Here is a 25,007-nt window from a genome sequence, read left to right as displayed (position 1 = left end):
TCAATAGACTGTGTAGAGTTTTTATTTTGCCTAGGGCAAAATAAAAACTCAAAATCCTCACAGAGATGACTGTCGCCACTTTGTGGTGATCAGAAACTCAAAATGCTATGTTAGGAAATCTGTCTTTGTATTCAATTTTGAATTTAATCTTGTAATGTCTAAAAACTATAAAATTACGCTCCTCCCTGGTGATGGCATTGGTCCTGAAATTATGAAAGTGGCGGTAGCGGTACTTCAGGCGATCGCTCCCAAATTTGATCTCACCTTTGCTTTTGAGACGGCTTTAATCGGTGGAGCAGCGATCGATGCAACGGGACATCCCCTACCCGATGAAACTTTGCAATCATGTAAAAATAGCGATGCGGTTTTATTAGCTGCTGTGGGAGGCGACAAGTGGGACTCAATGCCATCACATTTGCGTCCTGAACAAGCATTATTAGGCTTGCGTGGTGGGATGGAACTATTTGCAAATTTACGTCCTGCTCAGATTTTGCCCCAATTAATTGATGCCTCCACCTTAAAACGTGAAGTTGTCGAAGGCGTAGATATTTTAGTAGTGCGCGAACTTACGGGTGGTATCTATTTTGGTAAACCTAAGGGAATTGTTGCTGATGAGAATGGTGTGCGTCGCGGCTTCAATACGATGGTGTATACCGAGCCAGAAATCGATCGCATTGCCAAAGTTGGGTTTGAAGCAGCTCAAAAACGACGTGGTTCCGTTGTCTCTGTTGATAAGTCCAATGTTTTAGATGTGTCGCAGCTATGGCGTGAGCGTGTAACCGCAATTTCTAGTGATTATCCTGACGTGAAGCTATCGCATATGTATGTGGATAATGCCACGATGCAGATTATCCGCAATCCTAAGCAATTTGACGTAATTCTGACTAGTAATCTCTTTGGCGATATTCTCTCCGATGCGGCAGCGATGCTCACGGGTAGTATTGGTATGTTGCCCTCAGCTAGCCTTGGGGTGGCAGGTGCACCGGGGGTATTTGAACCTGTGCATGGTTCTGCTCCTGACATTGCAGGTAAAGATTTAGCCAATCCATTAGCACAGGTTTTGAGTGCAGCAATGATGTTGCGCTATGCCTTTAATGAAGGTGCAGCAGCCGATGCGATCGAGTCAGCAGTCAATAAAGTTCTTGATTCAGGTAAGCGTACAGGCGACATTATGGCGGATGGTTGCGAAAAATTAGGATGTATCGCCATGGGCGAAGCTCTACTCGCAGCGATATAAAACAACATGAGCTTTCTGTGCTGTGCTTCGCACAGTCTAAACAACAAAGGCGGTGCTTTGCACCGCCTTTGTTGTTTTAAGGTCGATTTATCTCAGTACGAGAAGGTTGTTGTTCAGGAATAAAAAAACTACTGGTTGGTTTAGTCAAGATTTCGACATCGCTAACTCTTTGGGAGTTCACTAAAGCCGTATCACGATCTTCCCATCGACTGCGTATTGGTGCTATGTCTACAGATGTCGATAATACAGGCATCGTGCTTGCCTTATTGGAGATCGGGCGATTTAGCTCAAAATCATTTTCATAAGTACGACTACGGCTATAGACGGTTTGGCGCAATAAGGCAATTCTCTCGGCAATTCGCTCATCGGCATTTGCAGAGATGGCTAATGGCTCACGGATTGAGTTATAGGCTCGATCAACTCTGGTATAGATCCTTTTGCGATCGCTAATATTGGCTTTTGCCACATAGGCTGGGCGAGTCAGTCCACCTAATTCCTGCTGCGATCGGGCTTTTATTTCGGCAAGTATATCAGCTTCATCTAACAAAAATGAAGTTTTGCTATCTTGGCTAGAGGTTGATGATTTTGGTGCATCCTTAGGCTTAGCAGATGGGGACGGACTCACCTTTGGTAGTTTAATCCCCGCAGGCGATGGATTAACTCCCTCTAAGGCTTGTTTCCCAAATCTATAAGCAACAATACCAGCTACAGAACCTACAACTACCATTGCTAATAGCAGCAGAAGGCTATAACTAAACCTAAACTTTTTAGGTGTTTTTTTTCTCTTACGGAGACGCTTTTCTGGCTTTTCGGGGCGGGTTGTTGCCATCACAAACTTGTTTAGCTAAAATTTCCCTTGGGCAACCTACAAGGTAGCTTGCTGATAGCATATAATACTTACGGTTATAATCACAATATTACCAAGGTTGGCTGACTGGTAAAGCAAACGACTCATAATCGTTGATATGTCGGTTCAATTCCGACACCTTGGATAAGACGCACAAGCCACTACAACTAAATTACACCGTGTAAATACTTACACGTTAGACACTTTTGGACACATTTAGCCTAGTTTTGACTATGATATGACTATGAATTCTGTTGTCATAGTCATAAGCAAACGAGTTCATAGTCAAATATATGTATGCATCTAAAGAGCGTCAAAGCAAAGGCACAGTCAGCGTCGAGGTGTTTCAATGACGACTGGCTGAGATTGCCAAGACAGCTATTTGATGGCAAGCAGAAATACTTAACGCTTGGGCTGTCAGATACTAAAATCAATCTCAAAATTGCTGAAGCAAAAGCTCAAGAGATCCAGACTGATATTGTTCTGGAGCGATTTGACTACACACTAGATAAATATCGTCCCACCCACTTAAAAACTGTGACTATGAATTATAGTCAACAGGCTTTAAATATTGGGGCATTGTGGGATAAGTATATGGAGTTTAAAAAGCCAATCGCTTCTCCTAGTACTATTGGCAATCAATACGCAGGATTTACCCGTGTGATCGCGCTTTTGCCATCACAAAATTTAAAAGACTCTATACTGATTCGAGATTGGATCGTCGCTAATAAGCCACCTAACGCAGCTAAGCGTTTGATTGTGCAACTGAATGCTTGCTGTAAATGGGGCGTGAAATCAGGACTAATCCCTGAAAACCCATTTGTTGATATGGCATCTGAAATCAAGTTGCCTAAAAATCAGCGTGGTGAAGATAACGAAATCTCTCCATTTAACAGAGAGGAAAGAGATCTAATCATTGAGGCTTTTGCAAAGCATCCTCACTATTGCTACTACACAGCCTATGTCCAGTTTTGCTTTTTTACTGGTTGTAGACCGAGTGAGGTGATCGGGCTGCAATGGAAGCATATTGATTTTGATAATAGTGTAGTTAAGTGGCGTTGCACAAATAAAAGATGAATCAAGTAAAGGAAGGAAATGATTTGTACTTAAGATAGTGAATTAACAGACGAATTGAATGTCTCAACATTTGTTCCGATTTTGAATAACATAAAGTTTTTCTGTGCAATCGAGCTAAATAATGTCTCAGTCTCGTATTTTCACACTCAACTCTAGTCATGTAGGTTTTGCTGATAATTTGGTCTTCTGAGTTGATAAACATTTTGTAGACGCAGTAACCATCAGTAACCCAGAAATAGCATTGCCAAACTTTAATCAATGTCCACAAGTTTTCAAAGGTTTGATGGTTACTGAGCCTGTCGAAGTACTACTCCTATCCCCTAAGACCCAAGCCAATATGCCTTGACTAAAATGATTCATCGCAGTCCATAACCAAATCAAGTTTTTTTTGACCCAACAAAAGTCTGGAGTTCATCCAGTTCACCAACATCAGGAATAGTCTCAATCGGTGGATGTTCTGGTAATTGCTTTGCTGCTTCATTAACCCAGTTGATTACTGCGTTGTGACTAACATCGGTACATCTCTCAATCTGTCTAAATCCCATGCCGTTGCAGTACATTTTTAGGCATATTTTTTTGACATCTTGCGAATATCCAAGCTCTGAGTAGTTATCAATGAACTGACCACCACAATCAGCACAAATATGATTTTGTTTGTCTCCTCGTTTCCCATTTTTACGAATATGTGTTGAACCACACCTTGGACATTTCATTTTTTTTCATTGCTTAAACTCATTGTCTTTATATTTACTAATTCATCTTTTATTTATGCAATGCCCCTGACCTTCGTCATCGACATTCTATCCGTTTGCAAGGATATGACTACACAAACGCAGGAATCTATTTTGCAATCATCTGTAGCCATCAAAGACAGCATTTATTTGGAGAAATAGATAATCGGTATTGCTGTTCGCCATATTTTCTGTACCAACCTTTTACCCAAGATCAACCCAGAAATAATCGCTGATGTTGCCGATTATTGCGGAATCTTAGTATTTCTCGATTAAATAATCTGCGTAAATTAAACTAGGGTTATAACCATCACCTTATTAGATTAACTATCAAATTTTTCCTGATTTATAGCGCTTTTCACACAAGCGAGGAAACACCCCCGTACTTCACTAGACTGGGAAACGCTATAAATTGATTTAACTATAGATCTTGCAATACCTATGTCTCAACCCACGATTGAATCAGTTTTACAAGAAAGGCGCTTATTTGAGCCATCGGCTGAGTTCTCACAAGCTGCTCACATTAAGAGTCTAGAAGAATATAAACAAATATATGACCGTGCCGCCGCCGATCCTGCTGCCTTCTGGGCAGACCTCGCGGATAAAGAATTGCATTGGTTTGAGAAATGGCACACCGTTCTCGATTGGCAGCCCCCATCGGTGAAATGGTTTGATGGCGGCAAAATCAATATTTCCTATAACTGCCTCGATCGCCACTTGACCACATGGCGCAAAAATAAAGCGGCGTTAATTTGGGAAGGGGAAAATGGCGATTCGCGCACCCTCACCTATGCCCAACTCCATCGCGAAGTCTGCCAGTTTGCCAATGCTCTCAAGCAATTAGGAATTAAAAAAGGCGATCGCGTAGGTATTTATATGCCGATGATTCCTGAAGCCGCGATCGCCATGCTTGCCTGTGCCAGAATCGGCGCAGTGCATGGGGTAGTATTTGGCGGCTTCAGTGCGGAAGCTTTGCGCGATCGCCTTGTGGATGCTGAAGCCAAACTAGTCATCACCGCCGATGGGGGATGGCGCAAGGATGTCATCGTGCCATTAAAAGATCAAGTGGATAAAGCGATCGCTAATGGCGCAGTTCCTTCCGTTACCGATGTACTGGTCGTGAAGCGGACAGGACAGCATATCCCCATGAGCGCAGGTCGCGATCATTGGTGGCATGACCTCCAGCAAGGCGTTTCCGCTAAATGCGAAGCCGAGCCAATGGAAAGCGAAGATATGTTGTTCGTTCTCTATACTTCAGGAAGCACAGGCAAACCGAAGGGAGTCGTGCATACCACCGCAGGCTATAACCTCTATAGCCACATGACCACCAAATGGATTTTCGATCTTAAGGATACCGATGTCTATTGGTGTACTGCGGATGTGGGCTGGATTACAGGACATAGCTACATTGTCTATGGTCCTCTCTCCAATGGGGCAACGACCTTAATGTACGAAGGCGCACCGAGAGCTTCTAATCTCGGTTGTTTCTGGGATGTGATTGAGAAGTATCAGGTCACAGTCTTCTATACTGCACCGACTGCGATTCGTTCCTTTATCAAAATGGGTGAACATCATCCTAATACTCGCGATTTAACTTCCCTGCGTCTATTGGGAACTGTGGGCGAACCAATTAATCCCGAAGCTTGGATGTGGTATCACCGTGTGATCGGCGGTAGCCGTTGCCCAATTGTCGATACATGGTGGCAAACGGAAACGGGTGGAATCATGATTACGGCTTTACCGGGGGCAATTCCCACCAAACCCGGTTCAGCAACTCTTCCATTCCCTGGCATCATTCCCGATATTGTCGATCTTGATGGCAATCCTGCTAATGATAACGAAGGCGGCTATCTAGTCGTGCGTCATCCTTGGCCGGGGATGATGCGAACGGTTTACGGCGATCCAGAGAGATTCCGTAAGAGCTATTGGGAACATATTCCGCCCAAGGATGGTAAGTATGTCTACTTTGCGGGTGATGGCGCTCGCAAGGATGAGGATGGCTATTACTGGGTGATGGGTCGTGTGGATGATGTGATCAATGTGGCAGGACACCGTTTAGGCACAATGGAAATTGAATCAGCGCTCGTTTCCCATCCTGCGGTGGCGGAAGCTGCCGTAGTCGGTAAGCCCGATGAGGTCAAGGGTGAGGATATCTTTGCCTTTGTAATTCTTGAAGGCGATCGCCAACCTAGCGAGGAACTGGCGAAGGAACTTAAAAAGCACGTTGTCTCAGAAATTGGCGCGATCGCACGTCCGAGTGAGATTCGCTTTGCCGAGGCATTACCAAAAACGCGATCTGGCAAAATTATGCGGCGCTTATTGCGATCGCTAGCCTCTGGTCAAGAAATCACCAGCGACACTTCCACTTTAGAAGATCGTTCGATTTTAGACAAACTGCGCGAAGGTGCATAGATTTTGGCATTAGGGACTTGCTATTAACTAAAGTACCTGTGGCTTCGACTCCGCTCAGCCAACGTTAGCTGAGCGAAGTCGAAGCTAGATAACTTTGATAGGACATTTTTTATCCGCAAGAGCCTTACCTATCAGCCAACGTTAGCTGAGCGAAGTCGAAGCTAGATAACTTTGATGGGACATTTTTTATCCGCAAGAGCCTTACCTATCAGCCAACGTTAGCTGAGCGAAGTCGAAGCTAGATAACTTTGATGGGACATTTTTTATCCGCAAGAGCCTTACCCACATTCATGAAATTCCTAGAGTAATTTCTCTGTGGTTGCTAAACCAGTATGGGGTGGTGCAAATGCACCACCCCACATTTTTTAAGACTCTTCTGTAATTTGTAAGCGAATCGTTCGTCCTGATTGATCATTCCCAATTTGCACTGCCACATTAGGACTAGCAAGAGAATCAAGAGAATTGAGTAAATCAATTAAATTGGGAGTACTTGCACCTGCTTCTACATATAGCTGATCGGCGGACATTGAGACTCGTTTCCATGTGCTGTAGAGTTTCGCGATCGCCTGTTCGAGTTGTGAGGCTTGGCTAACGAGATCCGAGGCAAGCTTGAGACATCCGATGCGTAGGGCTTCTTCGAGGGCAAGATCGATATTTACCGAACGCTGCGTAATTGCTTGGACTTGACTGGTATTCGATAGATATTTAGTCAACCTTTGAGCATCAGCAGTGACGAGTTTGATATTGTCCAGATCAGAACCATCCGCGATCGCCTGTTTGATCGGTACTTGATAAGCTTCAGGCAATTTATCAATTTCGCGCACCAATGGAGCCACATATCTTGTGGGGATTGTATGAGCAGCAACCTTCTCTTTTAAATCATCGGGAAGATGATCAGAACTCATGGCAGTCCATTCATCGGAAAGTTGGCGCACTTCACGACGGGTAATCTTTTCGCCATTTCGAGCCGCATCGACAATTAGTTGCTGCACTTCAGGAGCCGCTTGGGAAGTTTCCAGAAAGGCGCGTTTACTAAACTGACGAATATCATCGGCATCTAGCTGCCCATCCGCCATGAGCGTATCTGCACTATTCGCTAGTTGAATCCATGAATAGGCTTGAGATTTACTGATTTCGCGTTCTTGTAGCCATTTCAAAAAGCCCGTGCCACGACCTTCCCCATTTGCCTTTTCGCGATCGCGCACAGTTCGCAAAATTCTGCCACGCCAAATATCTGTTTGTAAATCAAAGCGATCGCATACTTGCCATGCTTGATCAACTTCTGCAAGAAATTGCCCTTCCGCTAAACCTTCATCATTTGGATCAGGTAAAGATAACGAAAAATCTGTGGGATCGATATTGGTTAAGGATTCATTAGTAATGGATTCGACAGAGATAGATTCGAGCACAGATTCACTAACAGACACGGGCAACCTTTCAATTTAGTAACGGAGAATAGCTTTTGATCAGCATACAGCGCTTTGCGCTGACTTAAAACCCAAAAAAATTTTTGAAAGCATTGCGAAGCGATGCTTTCAAAAATTTTTCTGGGTTTTAGTAGCTTAACGAATTTGGAAATTGATAAACAGACAACTTAAAAAGGTGAGTTGGGCAGTTAGCAAAAACATATAGATAACGGCGCGTTTTTGGAAAATCGTTAAGATCAAACCGATCGCTTTAAGATCGATCGTCGGGCCAAACACCAAAAAGGCTAGCAACGATCCACCTGTAAAAGTTGACGCAAAGGATAGGGCAAAAAATGCATCCACCGTTGAGCAAATGGAAACGATCGCCGCCAAAATCATCATGGACACGATCGAGCTAACTGGTCCCTGCCCCAAATTGAGAATAATATCGCGAGGAACCCATACCTGAATGATCGCCGCGATCGCACTCCCAAACACCAAAATTGCGCCTAATTCGCGCATTTCTGCAAGGGTATTGTCTAACAATAGATTTAAGCGATCGGGCAAAGATTTCGTAATAATTTGATTACTTTCAGTGTTATAGCCTGATAAATCTAAAGGCTGACTGCGATCTTCCCCTAAGAAAAATGTACCTGTAGGCACAGCACCAACTTTAACTTTGGGGGCAGGCAAGGCGATCGCAATATTTGGCTGCAAAATCGGACGTAAATCTTTTTGAGCGCTAAATATCATTGATACAATCGCCGCATTTGCTAGGGATAAAACTACTCGCAGCACGGCAATTTCAGGCTGGTCGCGAAATGCTGTCCAAGTTGCCCAAATTACGACAGGATTAATCGTCGGAGCCGCCAACAAAAAACTTACCGCTACCGAAATCGGCGCACCTTGAGAAATCAATCGCCTTGCCACAGGCACGTTGCCACATTCGCACACAGGAAACATAAAACCGAGGAGGCTCCCTGCCAAAGCACCTAAAAAAGGATTTTTGGGTAAGATCTTAATAAGCTTGCGTTCATCTACAAATATTAATAAAGCCCCAGACAGCAAAACGCCCATCAGCAAAAAGGGAATTGCTTCAACAAGGAGACTTAAAAATAAAGTAAAGGCGCTCAGAAGTTGGTTCATAGATTAGCTATTAGCATTATTTTGCAGGCTTTCAGTACAATCTAAAAACCGCATGAAGTTCTCAAATAATGGGAGATTTTGGGAGATAGATTTCTAGAATGTTAAACAAAAATCTATATATTGGAATGCAACAAGTTAATGGAGAAACCGATTTTTCTGGTAAAGCTTTGCCCAAAAAGTTAGTTTCTTATTTTCTTTTGTGTCCCTCAAATTCTTAAATAATTTCTTAGACTTATGGGGATTGCTATATTAATGGATAATTTGCATTTAAGTTACATATACATATTTACTTGCCGTTGATTCACAAATAAGTAGCTAATCATAGTAATCTTTCAACAATTATAGATGCTTAGACGTTAGAAAACTTTTTGGAGGATTTTGAGTTTAAATCACTGTTATAAAGCCATTTTGTGGGATATACAACGATTTAGAGCCCAAAGAACTCAAAATCTAGCTTTGCAAAAAATTGATAACTACCCAACCTAAAGCAAGATGATTTTTGTAACCAGTGTTGCGGACTCTGCTCGTAAAATGTAATGTTAAATATAGCGAACCTTTGGCTTGTTGTAATGGGTAACGGGACTAAACAACATAATTAATGCTTAATTAGGACAGCCGATATGAATGCTCAAGAACCACCTGAAATACCCAAAATCCCGCCGAATTCAAAATTTATTCCACCAAAGCTTGAAGATTATCGGATTCCTGTATCTCCGGGGTATGCAGTTTCCGACAATCGTCATATTCTGTCTGCTCCTGAATTAGGGGGGGAGTCAGCAATTCTTGCTGAGTTTGATGCGGCTGCTCGTTCTGATCATTTTTCGATCGCACTTCAAAAAATTATTCGCTGTCGTGAAAATGTTGTTCCTGCATTGCTTGATCGCTTAGAGAGCGACGAAGTTTCCATCTCCAAAAAAGCAGCGATCGCCCTAGGATATTTGCGATCGCCTTTAGCTATTAATCCCCTCATCGAAGCAACTAAAAATCCTAATCGACAAATTATTTGGCAGGCAGCCTCGGCACTGAGCTGGATCGGCAGTGCTGAAGCCATTAATGCCTTAATCAGTTTATTGCGTCACCCATCGATCCAAGTGCAAGCGGCTGTAGCCAAAGCCTTAGGGCGCGCAAGTCTACCTGCGGTATCACCTCTAGTAGATGCCCTCAAGTACAGCGATGATATTGTCAAAGTCCATGCAGCCCACTCCCTAGGTCAGATTAGCTCACCCCTAGCAGTGACTACCCTGATCGAAGCGCTCAAACATGGTAGTAAGTCCGTAAGGTTTGAAGCAGCTTGGGCCTTAGGACAGATTAAATCACCGCTATCAGCCCATCCTCTTGCTAGCCTATTAACCGAGAATGATATCAGTGTGCAATCGCAAGCTGTGCAAGCTCTGAAAAATATTGGTGTTCCTGCGATCGCACCTGTCGCCCAAATGCTCAAAAATTCTTCTAGTCATACCCGCAGCGTTGCTGCCCGTACTCTAGGACAAATTGGGATGGAGGAAGTTGTCCCACTACTGGCTAAAGTCCTAAAAGAGGATGATTATGCCTATGTACGTTGTGATGCGGCTTCAGCATTGGGGGAAATTGGTACTCATGATGCCGTATTTTATCTTTCGCAATTCCTCAAAGATCGCGATCGCTCTGTACGCAAAGCGGTGGAGAGAGCCTTAATTCATATCAATTCCCCTGAAGCACAGGAAATTCTCCATAGTCATAGACACACTATTTCCATACCCAATTATTCCGTATCAAATCTGAGGGATTTTGGTGACGAATCAGACTATACGACGATTCAAGGTTGATTAGGCAAAAGATTGCCTCTCTCACTTACAATAGCGATGCATAACACTATTGTTGTATAGAGAAAAGCCACCATTTATACCGAGAAAATTCATGTCTATTCAAGTCTATGGCATTCCTAGTTGTGGAACTTGCAAAAAGGCGATCGCTTGGCTAGAAGCTCAAGGTATTGCCTATGAATTTATAAATACCAAAGACTATCCGCCATCTAGAACAGCGATCGCTGAATGGGTAAGCATTTTAGGGGAAAGATCTATGAGAAATACCTCAGGGCAGTCTTATCGCGCCTTGGGTTCTGAAAAAGAAACATGGTCACATATTCAATGGATTGAAGGCTATGCCAAGGATGCCATGCTGCTAAAACGTCCTTTATTTGTCAAAGATGGTAAAGCGATCGCTGTAGGATTTAGAAATCCTGAAGATCTTAAACAAAAACTAATATCTAACTAACGTCAGTTTGGGTTAAAGCTGGCAAATTTTTGTTTTTGAGAGAGGGTTTGCGTAGCAAACCCTCTCTCAAAAACCGTTTCAAATTATCCCGAACTCGCGTTAAGGCTTTTGCGGATAAAAAATGTCCCACCAAAGTTATCTAGCTTCGACTTCGCTCAGCTAACTTTGGCTGAGCGGAGTCGAAGCCACAGGTACTTTAATTAATAGCAATTCTTTAGTTAGATATTTATGCTTTCATTCCAAAGAGTGATAGTAATTCTGAAGTAGCTCAACTTATATTGGTCTCATCCTAAATTAGAGAACATATATGAACCAAAGACTCAAACGATGGGAATCTCCTCGCAGCGAAGGTCGTAATAACAAAGGGAAAGGTGGCTCAGCACGCCAACGCCAAAAAAGAAAACAATTTCAGATGCTTCGGAACAAATTAAAATCACACAAAAAAGGAGATAGCGCTAGTGCTATCTCCTTTTTTATTAATGTTTTTATTACTTGTAAGTACCAACTGCTACTTGTTGAGCAAAATCTGCATCACCGACTTCATGAAAATCAGTCTCGCCAAAAATAGCTGTCTCAAACTTGTAATGCTTAAACTCTAAAATATTACCTGAATGATCAGCTAAGAAAAAAGTTCGATGCTCTAAAGGGGTATCAACAAAGCGAACCTTAGGTTTTTGATAAAATTTCAGTCGCTTATCATGCACTTTTTCTAATAAAGCCATCCAGTTACTTTCAGAATAGAAAACTAAGCCGAAATGACGAGGATAAATTCCACGTTGTACTTCGAGTGATTCGTGAACAACGTGCGCTACCAACTGGTGTCCGTACAAACTCATGATCAGTGAGTCATTTGACTCGCGCCCCGCAAGACAACCCAAGCCGTCAATATAAAAAGCCTTGGTGCTTGGAATATCTTTGACTGGGAATGCGAGATGAAAGAGGATCTTGGTCATGGTGCAGTATTTTCTAGCATAAGTTTGGTGCGCTTGAGCTTATCAGGAACGTCAATAGGATATTTTCCTGTAAAGCAAGCTGTGCAAAAATGCGTGGTATCAATTTGTGTCGCTGTTAACATTGCGTCGTGACTGAGATACGCAAGCGTATCAACCTCAATCTGTTTGGCGATCGCTTCTACAGAATTGTGTGAAGCAATCAAATGATCTTGCGAGTCCGTATCAATACCATAAAAACAAGGGTGAGTCACGGGCGGTGAAGAAATACGCATATGTACTTCAGTCGCACCAGCCTCACGCAGTGCTCTTACTATTTTACGACTCGTCGTTCCTCTTACGATCGAATCATCGATCACAATTACCCGTTTACCCTGCAAAACATCCTTGAGCGTATTCAGCTTCATGCGGATGCCAGACTCACGCATTGCCTGAGTTGGCTGGATAAAAGTACGTCCCACATAACGGTTTTTGATCAAAGCCTCACCATAAGGAATCCCTGACTCGCGGGAAAACCCAATCGCCGCAGGAATGCCCGAATCAGGCACACCGATCACAATATCCGCTTCCACGAAATTTTCTTTCGCCAGTTCACGACCAATTCGCAGTCTATAGGTATAAAGACTTTCATCATGCATGACGCTATCAGGTCTTGCAAAATAGATCATCTCAAATACACAAAGCTTGGGTTTGGATTCTTCCCATTGCAAAGATTGAATCCCTTTTTCCATTGTGATAATGACAAGTTCCCCCGGAAGAACCTCACGCACATATTCTGCGCCAATAATATCTAATCCACAGGTCTCTGACGACAATACATAAGAGCCATCGGGAGTCTTGCCAATTACTAGGGGACGCACACCATAGGCATCTCGTGCACCAACAATTGCATTAGGAATTGCCATCACCAAGCTAAAAGCTCCATGACATCGCCGCAAAGCCGTAACAATCGCCTCTTGCCAGTCTTTGCCTTCTTCTACTGCCTCTCCGACGGCAAAGGCAATACCTTCGGAGTCAGTGGTTGATTCGAGGGCATGACCTTGAGCAGAAAGCTCACCGCGCAACTCCGTAGCATTTACCAAGTTGCCATTATGGGCGAGGGAAAAATCACCAAGGCGAGTAGTTACCACAATAGGCTGAGCATTGCACACCTTACTCGAACCTGTGGTGGAGTAGCGATTATGCCCGATCGCCAAAGCCCCTTTCATTTCTGACAAAATAGTCTCATTGAAAATCTGTGAGACTAAGCCCATCGCTTTATAGGTATGGGTTATACCGCGATCGTCATAGACCGTAATCCCTGCGGACTCTTGTCCACGATGTTGTAAAGCATATAGTCCAAAATATACAAGTTTGGCAACATCCCCCTCTGCTGCTAGTACTCCGAAAACTCCACAAGCTTCCTGTGGTTTATCAGTCTCGATATTATTATTTGTCTCTAGATCATTAAGATCATGGTGATTAAGAAATTCGGTAGGCATCTCATCAGCAAAAACAGAATGGTCTGGCAGCATAGCAGTTATACGCAGTACGTTAATTGGGATAGAGGAGAAAAGCCCATGCTTAGATCGTACCAGTGTTAAGCATTTCTTAACCAAAATTAGTAAACGAGGTAAAGCAGGTCGGGCAATCCAAAATTTTTGAGTAATTGCAATCACTCAAAACACATATAGCGCTTTTCAATCAAGCGAGGCACGCAGGATAGTTTCCTGCCGAAGGCGGGAGGAAACTATCCAGTACTTCACTAGACTGTGAAACGCCATATAGCAGTCCTAAATTATTTGTCGATTTTTGAGTTTGTGGAAGAGCACCCCGAAGGGGTGCTCTTCCACAAACCATTTAGGATTGCTACATAATAATTAGCTAAACATAATTAAAAAAACAGAGACAAAACCTGTGACATACGCTGCGCGTATGTCACAGGTTTTGGAGTTGTGCATTTCATTGTGACTAGCTATTTACAGACAAAAACAAAGCATAGGAGAACGTGGGGCGTTAACTTAAAATTCCAAGATTTTTGATAAGTAGACCTCTGCCAAACTTACAAAAAACCTGAGAATACCTTGTGCTTTCAAAAGTTCTGTGAATTATCTCTCAATTAACAGAGGCAGCACTTTGTACCGCTCTATAGGGTTTTATCATTTAAATCGTATCAAAACTTATAAAAACTTAATACCATCCATTTGGTCTTCTTATCAGTTTCGTGTCAGTCTGACCTGTAAACTAGATTACGAGGTTGTGTAGTAAGGCACAACTAGACTTAACTTTGTTTTCGGTTTCTAGAAAATTTCTAGAACATAACAAAAGCTTAATAGTTGCAAAATTTAGATAAATATAGGGATTCCTACGCATGGATAATACAATCAGCCTTGAGATTATTGAGGTCGTTGAACAGGCTGCGATCGCATCTTCTAAGTGGATGGGCTTGGGCAAAAAAGACGAAGCCGACGAAGCAGCCGTTGAAGCAATGCGTGAACGCATGAACAAAATTCATATGCGTGGACGCATCGTTATCGGTGAAGGTGAGCGCGACGAAGCACCCATGCTATATATCGGTGAAGAAGTTGGTGTTTGCACACAGCCCAATGCTGCTGAAGTTTGCACAATCGAAGAATTACAAGAAATCGATATCGCTGTTGACCCTTGCGAAGGTACAAACCTAGTTGCTTATGGTCAAAACGGTTCGATGGCTGTTTTGGCTATTTCTGAGCGTAATGGTTTATTCCGCGCTCCTGACTTTTATATGGACAAATTAGCTGCACCTCCTGCTGCAAAGGGTCACGTAGATATCCGCAAAACACCTACCGAAAATTTAAAAATTCTGTCTGAATGTCTCAATCGCTCGATCGAGGAATTGGTTGTTGTTGTGATGGATCGTCCTCGTCATAAAGGCTTAATCTCGGAAATTCGTGCTGCGGGTGCTCGTGTACGTTTGATCAGTGATGGTGACGTATCTGCGGCAATTTGCTGCGGTTTCGCTGGTACAAACATCCATGCTTTGATGGGTATTGGTGCTGCCCCTGAAGGTGTAATCTCCGCAGCCGCAATGCGTTGCTTAGGTGGACATTTCCAAGGTCGTCTAGTATATGACCCAGCCGAAGTTAATACTCCTGAAAGCGCTAAGTGGACTCGTGAAGGTAACTTGGCTCGTCTTAAGGAAATGGGTATCGAAGATGGCGATAAGGTCTATGATGCTCATGAGTTGGCTTGTGGTAAAGATGTATTATTCGCTGGTTGTGGTATCACCCCCGGTACTTTGATGGAAGGAGTCCGCTTCTTTGGTGGCGGTTGCCGTACTCAGTCTTTGGTCATCTCTACTCAATCGAAAACTGCTCGTTTCGTTGATACCATTCACTTGACTGGCGATAGCCCTAAAACTATTAATTTGCGCTAAGGGACATACAGGAAAATAAGGAACCAATTTTTTGTGGCGCGGCGAAGCCGCGCCACAAAAAATTGGTTCTGTATGACAATGATCTGCCGTCAGCAGACTGTATTGGACTTTTCAACAAGGGGCTTAAGCCCCTTGTTTTTATGTGTACGTTACAGAACATTAAGGAGTAATAAGTACCTACTACAGTGGTAGCTATCTCCTGATAAGCTCTACCAATAAGATAATTATTTCTAGTCCAATTCCTAAATAAGAAACGCATTTACGATATGAATATTGCAGTTGTTGGCTTGAGTCACAAAACGGCGACTGTGGAAGTAAGAGAAAAGTTGAGTATCCCAGAGGATCGCATGGAAGCTGCGATCGCTCAACTGATGAGCTATCCGAATATCGAAGAAGCTGCAATTTTAAGCACTTGTAATCGCTTAGAGTTGTATGTAGTCACCAGCGAAGCCGAAGGTGGCATTCGCGAAATTATGCAGTTTCTTGCGGAATTTAGCCAACTACCTCTACAGTTCCTCCGTCGCTATCTGTTTATTCTGCTCCGTCAAGATGCCGTGACTCACCTGATGCGAGTTGCTTCAGGCTTAGACAGTCTCGTGCTTGGTGAAGGACAAATTCTTGCACAGGTCAAAAATACCCATCGTCTTGCCCAACAACACAATGGTGCAGGTCGCATTCTCAACCAACTTTTTAAACAAGCTCTCTCAGCAGGTAAACGAGTTCGCACTGAAACCGAAATTGGGACAGGTGCGGTGTCAATTAGTTCAGCAGCAGTAGAACTTGCTCAGATTAAGCTGCAAAATTTATCGGATAAGCACACAACCATCATTGGTGCTGGCAAGATGTCGCGCCTATTGGTCAAGCATTTAATTTCTAAAGGTGCACAAAAGATTGCGATCGTTAATCGCTCCCGTGCGCGTGCCGAGGCAATGCTCAAGGAATTTGAAACGAGTGGCGCTCAGTTTGACATTCATCCTCTCGATCAAATGTTTGATTGTGTGGCAGTTTCCGACTTGGTGTTTACCAGTACGGCTTCCACTGAGGTGATTATTAGCCGTAAGCATCTTGAAGAAATTTCTACAAATCATAATGGCTTAACCCTCGTTGATATCTCTGTACCCCGCAACATCAGTTCTGATGTAAACGAGTTGCCGAATACTAGAGCCTACAATGTGGACGATCTCCAAGCAGTGGTTGCCGAGAACCAAGAAAGCCGTCGGCAAATGGCAATGCAAGCGGAGATTTTACTCGAAGGTTGTGTAGCTGAGTTTGATATGTGGTGGAGATCGCTCGAAACGGTCCCCACGATCAGCAAGCTACGTCAAAAAATGGAAATCATCCGTGAGCAAGAGATGGAAAAGGCTCTATCTCGCCTTGGCAATGATTTTGCTGATAAGCATCAGGATGTGATCGAAAGCATGACTCGCGGCATCATCAATAAGATCTTGCATGATCCGATGGTGCAGTTACGCGCTCAGCAGGACATCGAGTCGCGCCGCCGTGCCATGCAAATGTTACAAGTCCTATTTGATCTAGATTCACCCTCTAGCCAACTGAAAGAAGGTTAATCAAAAAGCCGCCTGTAGGCGGCTTTTTGATATCTGACGTTTGTTAAGGTAGGTAGCAACCGCCTGATTTAGCGAGTAAATATAAAATCTAAATAAGCTGCTTCGTCCGCGAAGCAGCTTATTTAGATATAGCAATCCTAAATGGTTTGTGAAAGCGCACCCCTTCGGGGTGCGCTTTCACAAACCCAAAAATCTACAAATGATTTAGGACTGCTATATAACTACCTACTTAAAGAATGATTGTGTTTACATCATCCACTAAAGTAAACTTTTGTAAACGCATTTAATAATTAAAAAGATTTGATATGTGCTACTTCGCAGCACATATCAAATTCCTCAAAACTATTTTTAAAAATCAAAGGTAAAGCTATGCCTGTAAATAAACCAACTGGATTTGCTCAAGGTTCGGGTCAGTCTAAGAAAAAGAAAAAAGCTCCTAATAAACATCAAGTTGCTGCTAGTAAATATGACGAGTTGAAAGAGAAGGGTTTGCCTGAGTTCAATATTTACATCCGTATTAAGGGAAAAGAATGGGTTCCTGCGGGTTCGATGGCAGTAGAAAGAAGTAATCTGATTAGTCGTGCTATTTTCCAGCAAGAGGATGCTTTGCTTAAGGGAGCAATTCGTCTTTATCCAATTCTACGGAAGTATAAGGAAAATCTTGAGTATGGCTATCGTCTCAAGGAATTTCCCGATGAAGAAATTACTGTTGCCGTACTTCCTGAACCTACCATTGGTGATAAGTTGAATTATGCTTTCACTAAGGCTAAACAGTATTTTAATAGCGTAACGAAGAAGCCAGATAGTAAATAGAAGCAAAATCCCAAGGACTGTAGCACACAGAGTGCGCCACAGTTCTTGGGATTCTCGATATGGCTGTTTCTAGTTTCATTTCTTGTGCCAAAGACAAGATAGTCTGCGGATGGGATATCAGGATTGCATAGGCGAAAATCTTTCAATAAGGCATAATTATCTGAGTTACCTCACCTCTAGCAACCTCTTGCAAAAGTTATGGCAAAAAAATTGGCGATCGCTATAGCTGCATTTTTGCATTTTGGTATTAGCACAGCAGCCTATGGCGATACCAAAATGGCACGGCAAGCTAAGGACATCGAAATCGATCGCCAAGTGATCGAAAGTAGCCCTGTATTACGCCGTTGGCTAGAGAAACCACCCGATCTTTTAGACGATATTTATAACGTGCCGAGCTTTGATAAAAAACTGAAGCTAGGAATTACATCGCGGAATAACTCACTGGGAATTGAGGCGGGATTTGAAGATATGTTTGTGGGGCAATCACCCCTAACCGTCAATGGTAGTTATCAGACCGAATTTAGTGGTCGCGAAAGCGAGCTACAGGCAAATTTCCGCTACTATATCTTGCCCCTAGGTTCCTATTGGAATATAGCGCCAATAGTCGGTTATCGCCAGTTCAATCAACTAGATCGTCCACAAATTTCAGGGCTAGATGTGGGATTGCAAGGAGTTTTGATATTATCGCCCCATAGCTCAGACCTGCGGTTGAGCCATACCTTTACCTCTCCTAGTGGTGATCTAGAGATGAGTACAACGACGCTCTCCACTAGCTATGCTATTACCAATAATTTACGGCTCGGCACAAAAATTGAATGGCGGCGATCGCCTTTAATTTATGACAGTCGGGTTGGCTTTTTATTAGAGCTGGCACTTTAAGCACTAAACAGGTTGTTGCTTTGCAACAACCTGTTTTTTTAATGCAATTTTGCGGCAGGATAATCGGTTAATAGTTGGCGTTGCATGAGTAGATCGATCACTGTAACCAATAACTCGCGATTTTCACTAATGCTAAATAAAACCTTGAGGCGATCGCAGTCGGGCTGTCCGAGTGGATCGAGCATGGCGATTGCTTGTGGGATACCCTCACCATTAACATCAGCTTGTAAGGGTTGAAAATTCTCTTTCTCTTTTTGGTTAAACTGCATCACGATGCGATCGCCATCAAAGCTAATCTCAGCAGCACCCTTGGGACGACTTTCGAGTTCGCCAATGGTGAGGGCAATTTCGGACTGATCGGGGTGAGTGGCTCTAAGTACTAACTCAATGGGACGACGGGTGGGATAGACCTGACCTCTCCGAAATAGGGGCTGATATTTCCATTGTTCCGTAGTCCGATCCCAATGACGAATCGCATAGGAATGGAATAGATAGTCCTGCACACTTACACCCTGACTAAGTAGCAATGCCCCGTGAGCGATCGCTTCAAAGGGTTTGTGGCTATAGACTTTTCCCATCGTGAAATAGGATTCAACAAAGGTACGCACTGAGGGAATGAGGGTACAACCACCGACTAAGAGAATATGCTTGATATCACCTTTGAGAACTCCTTTATTAAAAGCACGGTTAATTAATTCATTGATCGCTAATTGCAGAATGCGATAAAAACCTTTGCGATCGAGTAACTGTTCTAGCTGTTGGCGAGTATAGCTAATCTCAAGTGCTGATTGAGAATTGATATCAAAAAATATTTCGGAAGCAGTTTCTGTTTCCGAAAGCTGGATTTTAATCCGTTCCATTAATAATTTCAGAATACTAGAACTCCTTAATCCATCACTATCAACAATATCTTCTCGACTATCTAAATAATCCTGAACTAGCCACTGATCGATATCTTCACCACCCAGCGTATAACCAGTTTTGGCGATCGCTTCGGCTTTATGTTCCGTCCATTGACTACGATTGACACCAATCTGATCACCCCATTTCACCACATTGTCACTCTTAGGCAAGCGCACCAATGATAAATCTAAGGTTCCGCCTCCAAAATCAATTACTAGTACCAATGCACTAGGGGCGATCGCCTCATAGCCCAGTGCTGCTGCCGTTGGTTCGTCAATAATCCGAATGCGCGGTACTTCTAAAGTCGGCAAATTGGAAGCGAATATTTCTACACTACATTCCTCTAGCCAGCGTAGATATTTCTCGTAAGCTTGGACAGGAGCCGTCAAAATCACTTCCGATGGAAAGATTTGTTGCGATCGCAATTTGTTGAGGAGTTGCCTCAAGAACTGATTGCCCACCCATTCTGGCGTTACTTTTACATCATCAAGCCTAGGACTATAGCCAACATTTGCCACCAATCGCCGCTTGATTTGATTAAACAATCGTGGTTGAGGACGATCTTTTCCCCTATCGATTACATATTGTCCAATCTCTACGATTTCCTCTTGAGCATTCTGGACATAGAGCAATGATGGCACAAGGGCATTTAAAGGTGCTGGACGATTGAGATTTTCAAAATTTAAAGTTTCAGGTTGATTAGTAGCGATATTCCATCGAGCAATCACCGTATTACTACTACCAAAATCAATGGCGATCGCATTCATAAATGTTCCACAAAACTAACATCTTCGTAGAGATCCTCAAACTTACCTTCAAAGTTAATACTAGATAATCGGAAAATTTCTTGCTCATCGGAATATGTTGCTAAAAACCAGCGTCCTGCTTCTTTCCGAAAACAATCAAGGCGTTGACGTTTGGTATTAACTAAAACATATTCTTCTAGGCTTTCTAATTGTTGATAATCAGCAAATTTATCACCTCGATCAAATCCCTCAGTAGATTTTGAGAGAACTTCGATAATTAGTTTAGGAAAGCTTTTATGATTTGGAGTTTGAGTATCTCTAGGATCGCAAGTTACCATGACATCAGGATAGTAAAAGCGATTTAATGAGTCTATCCGTGCTTTCATATCTGACATATAGACTCGACAATTAGAACCGCGTAAGTGGTTGCGGATTACAAAAGCCATATTTAAAGCGATCGTCACATGGGGATCGTTTGCTCCAGCCGTTGCATAAATATATCCATCAATATATTCATGTTTGATATCGCTGTTTTCCTCCATTTCGAGATATTCTTCTGGAGTTATATAATTAAATTGCGGATTGGCAATCATAATTTACTATTGATTTAGTGATGCAGTATCTTAATTTGTTGACATTGTTGACATAAATTATTTGTGCAGTATTTAAATCGACGCTCTGCCAGCGATCACAAAATCCTCAAATCTGTGGATAGGAATCTGAGTGTTATTGACTAAATATGTAGTCATATTATTTTTCCCTCAATATTTGTTCAACTTCTTTAATAAAAGCTGTTGCTTTCTCTAAAAGCATTTCTGCTTCAGCTAATGTTCCAGTAAACTCTATATCGTAGTCACTCAATTGTCTAAGATCATAGGCTGCCTTTAAAGTATTTGACCACTCTGAAGAGAATTGTCCTGTTTTTACAAAATGTAGACTAAATAGGCGAATCAGTCCTTTATGGGTCGATACATCTATATTTTGAGATAAAAATAGTGCTTGGGTAGCATAATACATGGAGTAATAAGAACGGGAAATACTGGTACGATAATGTACTCTTTCAAGTAAAAGTTTCGCTATATCTAATTCTTCTAATGCTAAAGCTAATAACTTCTTAAACTCGTTCATAGTTCAATGCCTTCTCTTTGGATATTTCTCAATAAAGCAACATCTTTAGCATTAAATCGAGCTTCACTCATTGGTATGATAGAGACAAGCTCATTGTAGTCTAATAGAATTTTGACGCAAAGTTCTGACATATGAGATATTTCTTGTGATTGAGATACTGGACTTTTAAGTACTGCTAGTAAGTCAATATCTGAGTCAGGATTGGCTTCGCCTCTGGCATGGGAGCCAAATAAAATTAATCGCACAAGGCGATCACCATATAGCTCTTGCAACTCTCGTTTGAGTTCGTTAAGTACTGGCTTAATGTTAGCTAGGGTAATATTCATGAGAATGGGAAGCATCCATGTAATGCAAATAAATTTCTATCGCAAGGAAGGTTAGTTGATCGCTAACCCCTCCTCCAAATTACAAATAGATTTACTTCTTCTTAAAGAATGGTAAGGCTCCCTTGAGCAATTCCATTACACTCTTATCCTCTAAATTATTAGACTGTTCTTCATCTACAGGATATTTAAAATCTAAGAGTAGAACGATGCGAGTTTGTGTACCGCGATTCCATGCCTCATGCTCGGTGGTGTCGTCAAACACAAAGGTCTTTCCCTCTTCCCAACCGCGAGTTTCATCGCCAACTCTTAGCCCACATCCTTCACAACCAACTAATCCTAAATGACAGCGCAGTACGCCATCGGGATAGCCAGTATGCGGCTTAATATGAGTTCCAACTTTGAGGGAGGAAAAACCTGCGGTGACGAGATGAGGAATTTGCTCAACTAGTTTGGTGGTTTCGGGACAGAGTTGGCAATTTTTGTCTAGCTTCATGCCAAAGGCGTACAAACCGAAAATATCCCAGCCATCTTGATAGAGGTGCTTTTCTGGCCATTCCACAAAACTGCGATCGCTGAGTTGTTCGAGTTCGCGACGCACAGTCAGCCAATTGTCTTCTAAAATCTTGGTAAAAGGAAAATCTTGAGAATTTTTATACATAAATTTATTTAACTGTAATTAGGCAGCAACTCCAGAAGCGATCGCCTGACTATCAACCACATTTGTAACATCGATTAATTCTGCCTCAAAACTGACTTGGGCACGATTGGTCTTGCCTCCGACATAAAGGCGATCGCCTACTTGCAAAGCCCATACCTGCGAATGACTGATATAGCTCATCACTACACCCAACATCAACAGTCCAAATCCTGCGTAAACAATGGGAATTCCGGGGTCAGCTTTAATTTGTAAGCCTGTGCTACCGATCGCTTCTTTTAGCGTAAAGGTAACACCATTAACTTCTGCTTTACCATTAGTTCGCACTGTCGTGAGCAGATTTCCTTGCTCGTCATAAATCAAGAAAGTACCTTGCAAATCTGGCGTAATGAGTGTCACTCCTGCACTGAGATCGGGCTTCGTCGGAATCCATGTTCCCCAAACTTGCCGTCCGCCATTTTGAGATTCCAATTTATTGACAGGCAATTGGAGAACAGGACTATTATTGAGCGTAAATTTGATGGCGTGAATATCCCAGTTTGCTTGATAGAAGCTGACTCCCTTATATTTCAAGGGCTTGTTCACATGGATCGTTTGGCGATCAACTTCTTTGCCATCTTTATCGAGAACCGATAAATCGGAATAGAACTGATCAATTCTTCCTGTCGGTGTGTAATCAATCCAAAAGCGATTAACTCGCACTGACCAATCCTTAGGAACTTGGGAAGCTGACCAAATCCCTGCTTCCGTAATATTTTTTACTTGAAATGTCTCGCCACTGGGAACCATTTCCTGCGCGATGAAACCTGTCATCGAACCCCAGATCGAGCCAATCAAAACCAATAACATACTGGCATGAACGATGATCGGTCCAATTCTGCCAATAAGTCCTTTACGCGCATAAAGGCGATCGTCGGCTTGATATACCTTGTAATTTTTGGACTGTAATGACTGTGCTAACTGGGTGAGATTGCCGCCAACAATTTCCGTGGCAAGGGGCAGTTTCGCAAAACTTTGGGGCTTAGTGTAGTAAAACCAACGCTTAGAAGCCTTAAGGATTGGCAATTGACGATTGAAAGTGCAAGCAGTGAGACTTGTGCCAAACAAAATTAGTAAAGTGAGAAACCACCAGCTACCGTAAACATGTTCTAATCCGATCGCCAAAATCACTTTGTACGACAAGAAACCAAATAGGGCAGGATGTTCAGGATAATTTTCGCGATAGAAATCAAGGGTTTGCCCCTGTTCGATCACTGTGCCAAGGATGCTAAACAGGGCAATTAATAATAAAAGGGCGATCGCTACCTTGAGATTGGCAAGGACTGCCACGACCTGATGTCGCCAAATTTGGTTTGCCTGAAATCGGAGTTGTTGAAACACGTCACGTCAATGATTACTACTTCTAGACTAGATCTTAGCTCATATGTTTATCTTGACCTTCGTTAAGGGTTAAAAGTCAATTTTTGTGATGCGGCAAAGCCGCACTACAAAAATCGGTTCTTTATTTAAATTCACGCTAAAGTTATGCGAGATATCTAGGTATTTAAAATTTATGTCACAGGGCAAAGAAACTACAGTTTTAGTTCTGTCATTACTGGTCACAGCAGGGATTGCTGGTGGTGGCTATTGGTTCTTCTCGCAGCAGAGTAAACCAACTCAATCCCCAACTTCGACAGCCACACCTGAAGCAACATCTCCTACAGCTACTAAAACCAGTGCGCCAACTCCAACTAGCTTAAATTTTGATACATCTTTGCCCAATCCCAATGTTTTGGAAATTGACGGCAGTACCACGATGGTGACGTTAATTAAAGAATTGCGGACTGCCTATAGCCAAGTTAATCCGAATATCCCCACCACATTTGGATTGCCTGATGGTAAACCCAATGGCTCTAGTCAAGGTTTGCAAAATCTGATAAGTGGCTCGATCTCGATCGCTGCAACCTCACGTCCTCTCAAAGCCGCAGAAGCCCAAGCAGGTGTCCAACTAGTACCGATCGCCAAAGATGCGATCGCTGTAGTAGTGGGCATTAACAATCCCTTTAAAGGCAATTTAACTAAAGATCAAGTTCGTGATATTTATCAGGGCAAAATCACCAATTGGTCACAAGTTGGTGGCACAAATCAACCAATTAAAGTAATTAATCGCGCAACCACAAGCGGCACTAGAGAAGCTTTTCAAGATATCGTCCTACTTGGGCAAAACTTTCCACCTGATAGCCCTAACTTCATTACTTGGAAACAGGATGAAACGACAGCAATTTTAAGGGATTTAGGCGATAACGGCATTAGTTATGCCACAGTTTCTCAAGTGGAAAAACAGGAAATTGTCAGAATAGTGGCAATTGATGGCATCAATGCTACTGATATCGCTGCGATTAAATCTGGTAAGTATCCGATCAGTCGGAGTTTGTTTTTAGGAGCCAAGAAAACAACTAGCCCTGTTGTTAAGCAATTTATCGAGTTTGCCCTTTCGCCTCAAGGTCAGCAAATTGTCCAGAAATTAGGATTCATTCCTATGCAATAAAAAAAGGGA

General features: G+C 42.6%; 22 protein-coding genes, 1 tRNA gene and 1 pseudogene. 12 read left to right on the top strand and 12 right to left on the bottom strand.

All coding sequences use genetic code 11. From position 1 onward, the window contains the following. The first annotated feature begins 154 nt into the window (after positions 1-154). Positions 155-1,237, top strand: a complete 1,083-nt coding sequence (leuB, locus tag HC246_RS01475) for a 3-isopropylmalate dehydrogenase (protein ID WP_169361842.1) — start codon at positions 155-157, stop codon at positions 1,235-1,237. Positions 1,238-1,313: 76 nt separating this feature from the next. Here the strand turns inward: leuB and HC246_RS01470 are convergent, their stop codons facing one another. After that, the gene (locus HC246_RS01470) at positions 1,314-2,066 is read right to left on the bottom strand and encodes a hypothetical protein (protein ID WP_169361841.1); all 753 of its coding nucleotides are present in this window, start codon (positions 2,064-2,066) and stop codon (positions 1,314-1,316) included. Between the two features lie 91 nt (positions 2,067-2,157). Here HC246_RS01470 and HC246_RS01465 point away from each other — a divergent pair. Continuing rightward, positions 2,158-2,229, top strand: a tRNA-Ile gene (locus HC246_RS01465). A 221-nt stretch (positions 2,230-2,450) separates the two neighbouring features. Then, positions 2,451-3,161 (top strand): Arm DNA-binding domain-containing protein, encoded by a 711-nt coding sequence (locus tag HC246_RS01460; RefSeq protein WP_169361840.1) that lies wholly within the window; start codon positions 2,451-2,453, stop codon positions 3,159-3,161. A 1-nt stretch (position 3,162) separates the two neighbouring features. Here the strand turns inward: HC246_RS01460 and HC246_RS01455 are convergent. Beyond that, positions 3,163-3,874: pseudogene (locus HC246_RS01455) on the bottom strand (IS1 family transposase). A 459-nt stretch (positions 3,875-4,333) separates the two neighbouring features. On the opposite strand from HC246_RS01455, the gene acs reads away from it, so the two are divergent. Next, positions 4,334-6,304: an acetate--CoA ligase gene (gene acs / locus HC246_RS01450; protein WP_169361839.1), complete on the top strand. Its 1,971-nt coding sequence runs from the start codon at positions 4,334-4,336 to the stop codon at positions 6,302-6,304. Between the two features lie 365 nt (positions 6,305-6,669). Here acs and HC246_RS01445 read toward each other — a convergent pair whose 3' ends face one another. Together HC246_RS01445 and HC246_RS01440 are read right to left on the bottom strand one after the other, a co-directional pair. Continuing rightward, the gene (locus HC246_RS01445) at positions 6,670-7,713 is read right to left on the bottom strand and encodes a hypothetical protein (protein WP_318655888.1); all 1,044 of its coding nucleotides are present in this window, start codon (positions 7,711-7,713) and stop codon (positions 6,670-6,672) included. A gap of 153 nt (positions 7,714-7,866) precedes the next feature. Further along, entirely contained in the window at positions 7,867-8,856 is a 990-nt protein-coding gene (locus tag HC246_RS01440; protein WP_169361838.1) for a permease, read from the bottom strand. Positions 8,857-9,476: 620 nt separating this feature from the next. On the opposite strand from HC246_RS01440, the gene HC246_RS01435 reads away from it, so the two are divergent. The 3 genes from HC246_RS01435 (at position 9,477) to HC246_RS26815 (ending at position 11,677) form a co-directional block, all read left to right on the top strand. After that, entirely contained in the window at positions 9,477-10,661 is a 1,185-nt protein-coding gene (locus tag HC246_RS01435) for a HEAT repeat domain-containing protein (protein ID WP_169361837.1), read from the top strand. Positions 10,662-10,752: 91 nt separating this feature from the next. Beyond that, on the top strand, positions 10,753-11,109 hold the full coding sequence (locus HC246_RS01430) for a Spx/MgsR family RNA polymerase-binding regulatory protein (protein WP_169361836.1): 357 nt from the start codon (positions 10,753-10,755) through the stop codon (positions 11,107-11,109). Positions 11,110-11,416: 307 nt separating this feature from the next. Beyond that, on the top strand, positions 11,417-11,677 hold the full coding sequence (locus HC246_RS26815) for a hypothetical protein (protein WP_225902894.1): 261 nt from the start codon (positions 11,417-11,419) through the stop codon (positions 11,675-11,677). Here the strand turns inward: HC246_RS26815 and HC246_RS01425 are convergent. Both HC246_RS01425 and purF read right to left on the bottom strand, forming a co-directional pair. Beyond that, positions 11,598-12,062 (bottom strand): VOC family protein, encoded by a 465-nt coding sequence (locus tag HC246_RS01425; RefSeq protein ID WP_169361835.1) that lies wholly within the window; start codon positions 12,060-12,062, stop codon positions 11,598-11,600. The two genes, HC246_RS26815 and HC246_RS01425, sit on opposite strands and share 80 nt — an antisense overlap. Next, positions 12,059-13,573 carry an amidophosphoribosyltransferase gene (purF, locus tag HC246_RS01420; protein ID WP_169361834.1) on the bottom strand — a complete coding sequence of 505 codons (1,515 nt, stop codon included), beginning with the start codon at positions 13,571-13,573 and terminating at the stop codon, positions 12,059-12,061. The genes HC246_RS01425 and purF overlap by 4 nt, the downstream gene beginning before the upstream one ends. An 836-nt stretch (positions 13,574-14,409) precedes the next feature. Between purF and glpX the strand changes: the two genes are divergently transcribed. The 4 genes from glpX to HC246_RS01400 all read left to right on the top strand — a co-directional run bounded on the left by glpX (position 14,410) and on the right by HC246_RS01400 (position 18,713). Further along, a complete protein-coding gene (glpX, locus tag HC246_RS01415; RefSeq protein WP_169361833.1) occupies positions 14,410-15,453 on the top strand; it encodes a class II fructose-bisphosphatase in 1,044 nt (347 codons plus the stop codon). A 266-nt stretch (positions 15,454-15,719) separates the two neighbouring features. Beyond that, positions 15,720-17,021 carry a glutamyl-tRNA reductase gene (locus HC246_RS01410; protein WP_169361832.1) on the top strand — a complete coding sequence of 434 codons (1,302 nt, stop codon included), beginning with the start codon at positions 15,720-15,722 and terminating at the stop codon, positions 17,019-17,021. Between the two features lie 369 nt (positions 17,022-17,390). Further along, positions 17,391-17,834, top strand: a complete 444-nt coding sequence (locus tag HC246_RS01405) for an HHL1-like protein (protein WP_169361831.1) — start codon at positions 17,391-17,393, stop codon at positions 17,832-17,834. Positions 17,835-18,032: 198 nt separating this feature from the next. Further along, complete coding sequence (locus HC246_RS01400) at positions 18,033-18,713, top strand: hypothetical protein (protein WP_169361830.1); 681 nt, start codon at positions 18,033-18,035, stop codon at positions 18,711-18,713. Between the two features lie 38 nt (positions 18,714-18,751). Here HC246_RS01400 and HC246_RS01395 read toward each other — a convergent pair whose 3' ends face one another. The 6 genes from HC246_RS01395 to HC246_RS01370 all read right to left on the bottom strand — a co-directional run bounded on the left by HC246_RS01395 (position 18,752) and on the right by HC246_RS01370 (position 23,851). Next, positions 18,752-20,383: an Hsp70 family protein gene (locus HC246_RS01395; RefSeq protein WP_169361829.1), complete on the bottom strand. Its 1,632-nt coding sequence runs from the start codon at positions 20,381-20,383 to the stop codon at positions 18,752-18,754. Beyond that, positions 20,380-20,955 (bottom strand): Uma2 family endonuclease, encoded by a 576-nt coding sequence (locus HC246_RS01390; RefSeq protein ID WP_169361828.1) that lies wholly within the window; start codon positions 20,953-20,955, stop codon positions 20,380-20,382. Before HC246_RS01390 ends, HC246_RS01395 begins: the two co-directional genes overlap by 4 nt. Positions 20,956-21,112: 157 nt before the next feature. After that, complete coding sequence (locus HC246_RS25750; RefSeq protein WP_225902893.1) at positions 21,113-21,490, bottom strand: HEPN domain-containing protein; 378 nt, start codon at positions 21,488-21,490, stop codon at positions 21,113-21,115. Beyond that, positions 21,487-21,831 carry a nucleotidyltransferase domain-containing protein gene (locus tag HC246_RS01380; protein ID WP_225902892.1) on the bottom strand — a complete coding sequence of 115 codons (345 nt, stop codon included), beginning with the start codon at positions 21,829-21,831 and terminating at the stop codon, positions 21,487-21,489. The genes HC246_RS25750 and HC246_RS01380 overlap by 4 nt, the downstream gene beginning before the upstream one ends. 76 nt (positions 21,832-21,907) lie before the next feature. Further along, on the bottom strand, positions 21,908-22,474 hold the full coding sequence (locus HC246_RS01375; RefSeq protein WP_169361827.1) for an aspartyl/asparaginyl beta-hydroxylase domain-containing protein: 567 nt from the start codon (positions 22,472-22,474) through the stop codon (positions 21,908-21,910). Positions 22,475-22,492: 18 nt separating this feature from the next. Then, positions 22,493-23,851, bottom strand: coding sequence for a cytochrome c biogenesis protein (locus HC246_RS01370; RefSeq protein ID WP_169361826.1), 1,359 nt, complete (start codon positions 23,849-23,851; stop codon positions 22,493-22,495). Between the two features lie 172 nt (positions 23,852-24,023). Here HC246_RS01370 and HC246_RS01365 point away from each other — a divergent pair, with 172 nt between their 5' ends. Next, positions 24,024-24,998 carry a phosphate ABC transporter substrate-binding protein gene (locus tag HC246_RS01365; RefSeq protein WP_169361825.1) on the top strand — a complete coding sequence of 325 codons (975 nt, stop codon included), beginning with the start codon at positions 24,024-24,026 and terminating at the stop codon, positions 24,996-24,998. Positions 24,999-25,007: the final 9 nt, after the last annotated feature.

Origin of the sequence: Pseudanabaena yagii GIHE-NHR1 (assembly GCF_012863495.1) — a bacterium.
Taxonomy (GTDB): Bacteria; Cyanobacteriota; Cyanobacteriia; order Pseudanabaenales; family Pseudanabaenaceae; genus Pseudanabaena; species Pseudanabaena yagii.
This window is presented reverse-complemented; position numbering and strand designations above follow the sequence as displayed.

What these genes read in the sequence shown, in the direction of transcription:
- leuB (WP_169361842.1), top strand. Translation starts at nt 155, where the DNA reads ATGTCTAAAAACTATAAAATTACGCTCCTCCCTGGTGATGGCATTGGT.
- HC246_RS01470 (WP_169361841.1), bottom strand. Translation starts at nt 2,066, where the DNA reads ATGGCAACAACCCGCCCCGAAAAGCCAGAAAAGCGTCTCCGTAAGAGA.
- acs (WP_169361839.1), top strand. Translation starts at nt 4,334, where the DNA reads ATGTCTCAACCCACGATTGAATCAGTTTTACAAGAAAGGCGCTTATTT.
- HC246_RS01440 (WP_169361838.1), bottom strand. Translation starts at nt 8,856, where the DNA reads ATGAACCAACTTCTGAGCGCCTTTACTTTATTTTTAAGTCTCCTTGTT.
- HC246_RS01435 (WP_169361837.1), top strand. Translation starts at nt 9,477, where the DNA reads ATGAATGCTCAAGAACCACCTGAAATACCCAAAATCCCGCCGAATTCA.
- HC246_RS01430 (WP_169361836.1), top strand. Translation starts at nt 10,753, where the DNA reads ATGTCTATTCAAGTCTATGGCATTCCTAGTTGTGGAACTTGCAAAAAG.
- HC246_RS26815 (WP_225902894.1), top strand. Translation starts at nt 11,417, where the DNA reads ATGAACCAAAGACTCAAACGATGGGAATCTCCTCGCAGCGAAGGTCGT.
- HC246_RS01425 (WP_169361835.1), bottom strand. Translation starts at nt 12,062, where the DNA reads ATGACCAAGATCCTCTTTCATCTCGCATTCCCAGTCAAAGATATTCCA.
- purF (WP_169361834.1), bottom strand. Translation starts at nt 13,573, where the DNA reads ATGCTGCCAGACCATTCTGTTTTTGCTGATGAGATGCCTACCGAATTT.
- glpX (WP_169361833.1), top strand. Translation starts at nt 14,410, where the DNA reads ATGGATAATACAATCAGCCTTGAGATTATTGAGGTCGTTGAACAGGCT.
- HC246_RS01410 (WP_169361832.1), top strand. Translation starts at nt 15,720, where the DNA reads ATGAATATTGCAGTTGTTGGCTTGAGTCACAAAACGGCGACTGTGGAA.
- HC246_RS01405 (WP_169361831.1), top strand. Translation starts at nt 17,391, where the DNA reads ATGCCTGTAAATAAACCAACTGGATTTGCTCAAGGTTCGGGTCAGTCT.
- HC246_RS01400 (WP_169361830.1), top strand. Translation starts at nt 18,033, where the DNA reads ATGGCAAAAAAATTGGCGATCGCTATAGCTGCATTTTTGCATTTTGGT.
- HC246_RS01395 (WP_169361829.1), bottom strand. Translation starts at nt 20,383, where the DNA reads ATGAATGCGATCGCCATTGATTTTGGTAGTAGTAATACGGTGATTGCT.
- HC246_RS01390 (WP_169361828.1), bottom strand. Translation starts at nt 20,955, where the DNA reads ATGATTGCCAATCCGCAATTTAATTATATAACTCCAGAAGAATATCTC.
- HC246_RS25750 (WP_225902893.1), bottom strand. Translation starts at nt 21,490, where the DNA reads ATGAACGAGTTTAAGAAGTTATTAGCTTTAGCATTAGAAGAATTAGAT.
- HC246_RS01380 (WP_225902892.1), bottom strand. Translation starts at nt 21,831, where the DNA reads ATGCTTCCCATTCTCATGAATATTACCCTAGCTAACATTAAGCCAGTA.
- HC246_RS01375 (WP_169361827.1), bottom strand. Translation starts at nt 22,474, where the DNA reads ATGTATAAAAATTCTCAAGATTTTCCTTTTACCAAGATTTTAGAAGAC.
- HC246_RS01365 (WP_169361825.1), top strand. Translation starts at nt 24,024, where the DNA reads ATGTCACAGGGCAAAGAAACTACAGTTTTAGTTCTGTCATTACTGGTC.